The sequence below is a fragment of the Vibrio sp. Isolate22 genome, from assembly GCF_022398115.1.
Lineage (GTDB): Bacteria > Pseudomonadota > Gammaproteobacteria > Enterobacterales > Vibrionaceae > Vibrio.
Genome location: NZ_JAKEUW010000097.1, coordinates 1 through 8,482 on the forward strand (window position 1 = coordinate 1; position 8,482 = coordinate 8,482).

Genomic DNA, 8,482 nt, shown 5'->3' on the forward strand with positions numbered 1-8,482 from the left:
CATGGATAGCCTCGGCTTCAAGACCGCAAAGGCATTTAGCCTCAGAGTTAGGTTTAAGAGTCAGTGTAATAAGTGATGCTGTCTGGTGAGACTTTACTATTTTAAAGCCTTCCCAGAATGAAGATAGGAAAGTATGATTCGGCATGAAAACGGTAGTTTGTGTATGATTTTTGTTTGGCGACTAAACCATATCACTTACTACCGTTTTTGTTTTTAGTTCCCGCTAATCCGCGATGAACCATAAAAAAGGCTGCACAGTGGCAGCCTTTCAATCAAACGAAACGGATTCGATTAAACCGAGAATGGGTACTTAATTGCTTCGTGGCACTCGTAACCTTCAACCCAGAAGTCATCCATCGTTACCCAAGTTTCTAAATCCTCTAGAGACTTAATCTCAGGGTTGATGTGGAACGTTGGGCCAGCTAGAGGCTCACGCTTCAGCTGAATATCACGCATAGGTGCCAGTTGGTCTTCATAAATATGAGCATTAACTAGCTTGTGGTAAGCCACACCCGCTTTTTTACCGGTGATTTGCGCCATGATCGCTAGGAACACGTACACTTGAACCATGTTGAAGTTCAGACCTAGTGGAACATCACAAGAGCGCTGAGTACTGTTTAGGTACAGAGTGTCACCAAGTAGAGAGAAATGGTGGCTGTACATACACGGACGCAAGCAGCCCATGTGGAACTCGCCTGGGTTGTAGAAGTTTAAGATCTCACCACGGTCATCGATACCGTTCGTCAGGTCATCTACAATCTTCTTCAGTTGGTCGATATGACCACCATCAGGCTTTGCCCATGCTCGGCCTTGAACGCCATAAACACGCCCCATGTCATCTTCACCCTTACGGTAAGGATTGTTCAGCCATGCTTCGTTCAAGTTCGAGTTTGCATCCCAAGTTTTTGTACCTAGTTTGCGAAAATCTTCAGCGTTGTCGTAACCGCGAATGTAGCCAAGCAGTTCAGCAACAGCAGCTTTCCAAAAGCTCTTACGCGTAGTGACAAGTGGGAACTGGTTGTTGCCAACATCATATTCAAGGTCAGCATTGATTACGGTTAGGCAGCGCTTGCCTGTGCGTTCATTTTCAATCCAAGTACCGTTATCAACGATACGCTGACAGAGATCTAAATACTGTTTCACACCAATTCCTTACTTCGTTTGTTGTGGTAATTCGTCTTTGTAGTGACCACGCTTGTATGCCCAAACCATCATCAGCGCACCGATGATAACCATTGGCAGTGACAGGATTTGTCCCATAGAGATAAACCCTCCGAACAAGCCTAGATGAGCATCTGGTTCACGTACGTATTCTACTAAGAAGCGGAATGTACCATATCCTGCAAGGAATAACCCTGATACAGAACCAAGAGGACGTGGCTTTTTAATAAACCAGTTCAAGATGAAGAACAGCACAATGCCTTCAAGTGCCATTTCATAAAGCTGAGATGGGTGGCGAGGAAGTGGACCGCCATTCGGGAATACGATTGCCCATGGCACATCTGTAACACGGCCCCAAAGTTCACTGTTCATGAAGTTGCCTAAACGCCCCATGCCTAAACCAAAAGGCACCAATGGTGCAATCATGTCGGCCACGCCAAAGAAAGTGCGACCATTCTTTTTCGCATACCAGAACATTGCGGTAATAACACCAAGCAGGCCGCCGTGGAAAGACATACCGCCAGTCCATACCTTAAATAGGTAAAGAGGATCGGCTAGGAAAAGGTCAAAGTTGTAGAACAGTACGTAGCCAATACGACCACCAAGTACCACACCTAGAAAGCCAGCGAACAATAAGTCTGAGACTTGCTCTCGAGTCCAACCGCTACCCGGCTGATCAGCTCGGCGATTTGCTAGCCAAAGAGCAAACATAAAACCGACAAGGTACATTAGGCCGTACCAACGAACTGAGATTGGTCCTAGTTCAATAAGAACAGGATCGATATTTGGGAATTCAATAAAACCCTGAGACATACTTGGCTCTCTATCTAAATTGAATAACGGTTAGCTCAATCGCTAACGAAAGACACTACAGCAGCATGGTCGCTGCTATAAACATTAAAAATACCGCAAAGAACTTCTTAAGTACTGGTGTTGGTAATTGCGTAGCCAGCTTCGCACCCACTCGTGTGGTCATTACTGATGTGCACGATATCGCAACCAAGGCAGGTAGGTAGACATAACCAAGGCTAAACGCGGGCAGCCCCTCGACAGACGAGCCATGCCAAATAAAGCCTAGCATCCCAGAGATAGCGATAACAAAACCACACACTGAAGATGAACCCACCGCCTTACGCATTTCCACACCATGATGGTTAAGGAAAGGTACAGACAACGAGCCGCCACCAATACCCGCGAGGCTTGAAACCAAACCAATGCCACCACCACATAACATGGTTGTCGCAGAGCCTGGCATCGCCTTTTGGCTCTTAGAGCGAATCGACAACAGCATCTGCAGTGCCAGCACCAAAACAATCACACCAAAAACTTTAGGCAGGTATTGAGAAGGAATAACGTCAGCTACAAAAGAACCGAGAAAACCGCCAACCACAACTCCCGGCATTAACCACTTAACGACAAATATCTCGACGTTACCCAACTTTAAGTGGTTAATCGCAGACGATCCTGACGTAACAATTATGGTGGATAGCGAAGTCGCCAATGCCATTTGCATTGCAAACTCTTGAGGAATACCCGCTTTCGGGAGCAAGAACAGTAAGGCCGGAACCACCAACAACCCACCTCCAATACCTAGCAAGCCAGCTAAAACACCAACAACAGCACCAAGGCCTGCCAGCAAGCCTATCAGTTCATATGACACGTTAATTCCTATTTTTTACCTGCTCGAATGAAGCCTGTAAATTCACGCTCTTCGAAATAGTTCAGCATCATACTATAGATGTCACTGCCATACGGCTTTGAAAGTGCCTTATTTGCCAAATCCTGTAATTCGCTTAAGTTAGATTGACGAATCAAATACTTGGTTCTAGCCACATTCGAGGTGTTCATACTTAACGTCTGATAACCCAATCCAAGCAGTAACAATGCGCCCATTGGATCACCGGCTAGCTCTCCACAAATACACACAGGTAATTGATATTGCTTACAAGTATCATGAATCTGTTTCAATGCCATGATCACTGCCGGGTGCATAGATTCATAGACATCAGAGACTCGAGAATTGTTCCGGTCAACGGCCAATAAATATTGGGTTAAGTCATTGGTGCCGACAGAGACAAAGTCGACCTTGTCAGCAATCAGCGGTAGCAGATAGAGCATCGAAGGCACTTCAATCATGATACCGATACGAGGCATTCGCACTCGGTTATCAAGTTCATGCACTTCATCATAGGCTTGCTCAATCAACTGTAGTGCGTCATCCAACTCCTGAGCGCCCGAGATCATCGGTAGCAGAATGCTCAAGTTGTGGCTTTCACAACTCGCACGCAACATAGCACGCAGTTGGATAATGAAGATATCTGGATGATCCAGCGTAAAGCGGATACCACGCCAACCAAGGAATGGATTGTCCTCCTCGATTGGGAAGTAAGGTAATGCCTTATCGCCACCAATATCGAGCGTACGCATCACCACTTGCTTATTTGGGTAACTAGAAAGTACAGAGCGATACTGCTTGAACTGTTCATCCTCTGATGGAAAACGTTGTTGCAATAAGAAGGATATTTCCGTTCGATACAGGCCAACCCCATCAACGCCTTGGTTGATGGCAATATTGGTATCAGCGCTCAAGCCGGCATTAAGTAGGATTTCGACCTGTTGATCATCTTGGGTTTTCGCAGGTAGATACAGCTCGCGATTGACCATTGAGGAGAGTTCACTCTCTTCAAGAATCAGTCCGCGATACTCTTTGAGCAGGTTCTTGGTAGGCTCGATAAAGATCTCGCCACTGTAACCATCGACGATGGCTTGCTTACCATTCGCCTGCTCGAGGTTAATGCTAACCCCCATCACCGAAGGAATACCAAGCGCGCGAGATAAAATAGCAGCGTGCGAGTTCGCCGCCCCTTCCAATGAGATCACTGCCAACAGCTTCTCTTTTGGAATCGACGCTAATACAGAAGCCGTTAACTCACGAACCACCAGGATAATAGGTTTATCCAAGGTGCGAAGCTCATATTCGGAGTTATGGAGGAAATACAGCAGCCTTTGACCGAGCTCTCGGATATCCTGTGCCCTTTCACGCAGATAAACATCCGACATACGAGCAAAGCGATTGGAATAACTCTCGACCACTTGTCTTAGTGCCCAGTCCGCTTTATCGCCTTTCTGAATCTGGCTTTTTAGATCCTTACGCAACATAGGATCGTTGAGTAAGTGCGTGAACAGGTCAAAGATCGCCAATGCGTCTTTATTGATTTCACTGTCTAGGCGCTTTCGCATGCGCTTGAAGTCGTTGAGGGCATTTTCAACTGCCACTGCCAATAACTCTTGCTCGCGCTCAATATTGAGCGTCGAAGCAGGATACACATCAGTTAATTCAGGTTGAGTGTTATCCCACCACAGATCACCAATGGCAACTCCTGATGAGGCAGCAATACCTTTGATGCTTGGCAGTTTTTGTTGCTCCAACAGCCAATGACCTTGGGTTTGGGCGTGCGCCACAATAACCGCAAGTTGAGCCGAGAGCGTAACAAGGAAAGACTCTTCCATCTCGCTGAATAAGCGAGGCGTCTTTTGTTGAATAACCAATACACCAAGCACTTGCTTGCGATGGATAATAGGGGTGCCAAGAAAAGAGTGGTAAATGTTTTCTCCGAGCTCTGGAAAAAACTTATAAGCAGGGTGAGCAGACGCTTGTGCAAGGTTAATAGGTTCAGCGCTTCGTTTGACTAGGCCAACCAGACCTTCGTCGAAGCCAATGTGAATACTATTACCTTCAAAGATCAGGCCTTGAGTTGCCATCAACTCAAGGCGCTGCATATCATTATTGGCTAAATACACGGTGCAACATTCCGTCTGCATCGCACTGCATGTCTCTTTAACTAGAATATCAAGTGCTGTTGATACATCTTCAACTCTTGATACGTGTTCAACTATTTCCCTTAGTTGACTGAGCATGCTTAACCTCTACGCAATTTGCGTTTTCCTTTTGTTTTTCGCTCTTTAAACGGCATTGCTAAAGATGCGAACTCTTTCATCGCTCGACGGTAAACGTCTCGCTTAAAAGAAACAACTTGTCGAACTGGGTACCAGTAACTCACCCAACGCCAACCATCAAACTCAGGTGTACTCCCACGCTGCATATTGATACGCGATTCATCGCAATCTAAGCGTAAAAGGAACCACTTCTGTTTTTGTCCAATACAGACAGGTTTAGAATCCCATCGAACCAGTCGTTTGGGTAGCTTGTAGCGTAACCAATGACGACTTGTCGCGACGATCTTTACATCCTTTTTAGTAAGGCCAACCTCTTCATACAACTCACGGTACATTGCCTGTTCCGGAGTTTCACCTTCATCTATTCCCCCTTGAGGGAATTGCCATGAATGTTGCCCGTATCGTTTAGCCCAGAAGACCTGACCATGGTTGTTACAGATTACAATACCAACATTTAATCGGTAACCATCGCCATCTATCACTGGCCAACCTCTATCTAAATTTTTAATTACACTGATTTTTCCACATATCCCCAATTGGAGCAAACTTAGTGACGTGATAAGCGCTATATTTATGAATATTATCTGTGGATATGGATAAGTTTTGCTCAAATTTGAGTTACCCACATAATAGTGAGACCTAGACCACATTTATTCACCTTTTCTGTGAATAACTATGTGAAGAATTAGTCGCAATCGTTTTTTTTAATCCATAGATTCATCAACACTAAAACCTACCCACTAGAAAAACAAAAACTTAAACATTAAAAATCAACACCTTAAAACAAAAATAGAAAATCAAAGCATAGTAAAAACATAAAAGATCTTTTGAAAACACAAGCTGCTCAAAGATCAACCACCCCGGTGTTTATCCACACTAGCAAGTGAAAGATTCATTTTACACCCCATTTGGCAAGCATTTTATCCACCCAAAACCCCTGTTTATTTATCCACTAAATTAATATTTCAATTAATTACCTTTATGTCCTGTGGATAACCCTAACTTTGATCCCTTTTCAGGCTAGGAGATCATTTCTTAACCAGTCGTCATTTGGTGATAACTTCTGATAAAATCATTTTTTTGATCATGCCTTTTATTATGAAACCAGAACCACAAACACAAGAAGAGCTGTTAGAGCGAGCATATGCGATCGCCGGGATGACCTTCAAAGAGCTCGCCGATGAAGCAGAGATGGACATGCCTAATGATCTTAAGCGAGACAAAGGATGGGTTGGGCAACTGTTAGAGTGGCACTTGGGCGCACCTGCTGGCAGTAAACCAGAACAGGATTTCGCGAAACTAGGCATCGAACTTAAGAGTATTCCTATTGGCTATTCTGGTAAGCCACTCGAAACCACCTTTGTTTGTGTTGCACCATTAATGGGTGTGCAAGGGCTGACATGGGAAACCAGCCACGTTCGTAACAAGCTATCTAAAGTGTTGTGGATTCCAGTAGAAGGCGAAAGAGAAATCCCATTGGCAGAGAGACACGTTGGATCACCACTATTGTGGACGCCAAGCGAGGCTGAAGACGAAATACTCAAAAGAGATTGGGAAGAGCTGATGGAGTTGATCGTTTTAGGGAATGTTGAACAGATCACTGCAAGGCATGGAGAAGCACTGCATCTGCGTCCAAAGGCCGCAAACAGCCGCGTTTTGACCGAGGCCTATGGTGCGAGTGGCAAGCCAATCAAAACCAAACCTCGTGGATTCTATTTACGAACTCAATTTACTCATAACATACTCACGACACACTACGCATAGTACCTTGATAGCCATGCATCAATGACTAAAAGTAAGGCGCTAAGGGCTTGTATCTAATGAGGTTTCAACGCTAATTCAATATCGCAGTAGCTTTGACTTGGCTCGTTACCAAATTCGTCGTAAGCATTGTGTAAACGAAGGTAGGCCTTCTCAAAACCTAGCCGGAGTAACTCCTCTTTCACTTGATCCAAAGATCCAAAGTGAAGCGGTTCACCATCTTGTTTTACTGGCTCTAGCTTGTGTTTGTATTCCACGGCTAGTAGATATTCTGAGATGTCAGAACAACCAATAACGTACACTTTCGGTGTCTGGTACGAGTCTTTGTGATCGCCATGTAACCACATGTCTAACTGATGCTTTTGCATAACAGGCCTCCCTTGCTCTCTTTAGCTTAGTAGAACTCTTTTTGTTTACTAGGGTGGGCTGATCTTTCAAGCTTAAAAAAGCAAAAAAGAGAAGCCAGTGCTTCTCTCTTTTTGCCAGTTCTAGTTCAAAGCTCCCACTTTGACACCTAACCATCACTGTCGATTATTTAAGGGGTTGATGGTGCTATCAACCCCTGCAGATTACGTCGGTATTCGCGCACTAAGGACACGACGAAGATGACGAACGCGACGTTCAATGGTGACCACTTCAGGTTCAGAGAAACCAATTGGACGACCATCGGCCTCAAGGCCAATATCTCTTAGCAAATGAGCGTTGTGCCATGGTAGGTCTAGTGAACTACGACGCACTTTTCGCTGCCATTCCCGCTCTTCACGACGAAGATCGGCACGGATAAGGACTGTTGCTAATTTTAAATATACTGAGTGACGCATAATAACTCTCCAGTTGTTGAATAAACTGAGGAAAAATAGCGTGTTAGATAGTATGAGGGCTTCTCACTTAGCTGCTATTTTTCCGCAGCCAAATAAGGATACGGATCTATTAGTTAGGTTTATCTTGGGTGTTTCGATCGGCCATAGCTGAGGTTTGTGACATAACAGTCACCATGTCAGTACACGGTTCAAACGATGCGCAAATGTGCTGTATAAAATCGAAATGTTTCATTTGCGCCTCCAAGCTAACTAAAAAATCCAAAAAGAAATGGGGTAGTAAAAGCAGACAAGTCTTTGTTAAAACTCTGCTTTCACGGTTAAAGTCTAACCAAGTGAGTATATTATTCAACCGATAATTGGTTAACATTTTCAAAACAATGCATTCACCTAAAATATCAGTTGCATATTCATTTATATATAAGATATTCACTATGATTATATAAAATCACAGCATATCTCTCTTAATGACCAAGAGTTCATCTCTCGATTGTTCGAACATAAACGCAGCGATTAGCAACAAAAAAGCCACGCATCATGATGTGACCCCGTAAAGTTGGACATTTCTGTTAAGCGGCTTTCAAGGCCTGAGTTCGATATTCTATCGGAGTCAGGCCTTTTAGTTTCACTTTTATACGTTTGGTATTGTAGTACTCGATGTATTCTTTAATTTGCTCTATCAGAGCATCTGCATCTTCAAAGCTTTGGTTGTGATACATCTCTGTTTTGAGTAAAGCAAAAAAGTTTTCAGCAACCGCATTATCCAAGCAGTTACCTTTTCTCGA

At 44.2% G+C, this 8,482-nt stretch carries 9 protein-coding genes; 1 reads left to right on the forward strand and 8 read right to left on the reverse strand.

Annotated features, from left to right (window positions below; all coding sequences use genetic code 11):
* Positions 1–291: 291 nt before the first annotated feature.
* The 5 genes from L1D55_RS26040 to rppH are packed head-to-tail and all read right to left on the reverse strand — an operon-like array spanning position 292 to position 5,600.
* Positions 292–1,143 carry a thymidylate synthase gene (locus L1D55_RS26040; RefSeq protein WP_102425317.1) on the reverse strand — a complete coding sequence of 284 codons (852 nt, stop codon included), beginning with the start codon at positions 1,141–1,143 and terminating at the stop codon, positions 292–294.
* 9 nt (positions 1,144–1,152) lie between these two features.
* Positions 1,153–1,974 (reverse strand): prolipoprotein diacylglyceryl transferase, encoded by an 822-nt coding sequence (gene lgt / locus L1D55_RS26045; RefSeq protein ID WP_008221585.1) that lies wholly within the window; start codon positions 1,972–1,974, stop codon positions 1,153–1,155.
* 55 nt (positions 1,975–2,029) lie between these two features.
* Entirely contained in the window at positions 2,030–2,821 is a 792-nt protein-coding gene (locus tag L1D55_RS26050; RefSeq protein WP_239919389.1) for a sulfite exporter TauE/SafE family protein, read from the reverse strand.
* An 8-nt stretch (positions 2,822–2,829) separates the two neighbouring features.
* Positions 2,830–5,079, reverse strand: coding sequence for a phosphoenolpyruvate--protein phosphotransferase (gene ptsP, locus L1D55_RS26055; RefSeq protein ID WP_239919390.1), 2,250 nt, complete (start codon positions 5,077–5,079; stop codon positions 2,830–2,832).
* A 2-nt stretch (positions 5,080–5,081) separates the two neighbouring features.
* Complete coding sequence (rppH, locus tag L1D55_RS26060) at positions 5,082–5,600, reverse strand: RNA pyrophosphohydrolase (RefSeq protein WP_004739545.1); 519 nt, start codon at positions 5,598–5,600, stop codon at positions 5,082–5,084.
* Between the two features lie 616 nt (positions 5,601–6,216).
* Here rppH and mutH point away from each other — a divergent pair.
* Positions 6,217–6,882: a DNA mismatch repair endonuclease MutH gene (mutH, locus tag L1D55_RS26065; protein ID WP_128161954.1), complete on the forward strand. Its 666-nt coding sequence runs from the start codon at positions 6,217–6,219 to the stop codon at positions 6,880–6,882.
* Between the two features lie 53 nt (positions 6,883–6,935).
* Here the strand turns inward: mutH and L1D55_RS26070 are convergent, their stop codons facing one another.
* The 3 genes from L1D55_RS26070 to L1D55_RS26080 form a co-directional block, all read right to left on the reverse strand.
* Positions 6,936–7,247, reverse strand: a complete 312-nt coding sequence (locus tag L1D55_RS26070; RefSeq protein ID WP_004739547.1) for a DUF6482 family protein — start codon at positions 7,245–7,247, stop codon at positions 6,936–6,938.
* A 201-nt stretch (positions 7,248–7,448) separates the two neighbouring features.
* A complete protein-coding gene (locus tag L1D55_RS26075; protein WP_102425168.1) occupies positions 7,449–7,700 on the reverse strand; it encodes a DUF1127 domain-containing protein in 252 nt (83 codons plus the stop codon).
* A gap of 566 nt (positions 7,701–8,266) precedes the next feature.
* On the reverse strand, positions 8,267–8,482 hold a 216-nt coding region (locus tag L1D55_RS26080), incomplete at its 5' end, for an IS3 family transposase (protein WP_152966870.1).

What these genes read in the sequence shown, in the direction of transcription:
- lgt (WP_008221585.1), bottom strand. Translation starts at nt 1,974, where the DNA reads ATGTCTCAGGGTTTTATTGAATTCCCAAATATCGATCCTGTTCTTATT.
- ptsP (WP_239919390.1), bottom strand. Translation starts at nt 5,079, where the DNA reads ATGCTCAGTCAACTAAGGGAAATAGTTGAACACGTATCAAGAGTTGAA.
- mutH (WP_128161954.1), top strand. Translation starts at nt 6,217, where the DNA reads ATGAAACCAGAACCACAAACACAAGAAGAGCTGTTAGAGCGAGCATAT.
- L1D55_RS26070 (WP_004739547.1), bottom strand. Translation starts at nt 7,247, where the DNA reads ATGCAAAAGCATCAGTTAGACATGTGGTTACATGGCGATCACAAAGAC.
- L1D55_RS26075 (WP_102425168.1), bottom strand. Translation starts at nt 7,700, where the DNA reads ATGCGTCACTCAGTATATTTAAAATTAGCAACAGTCCTTATCCGTGCC.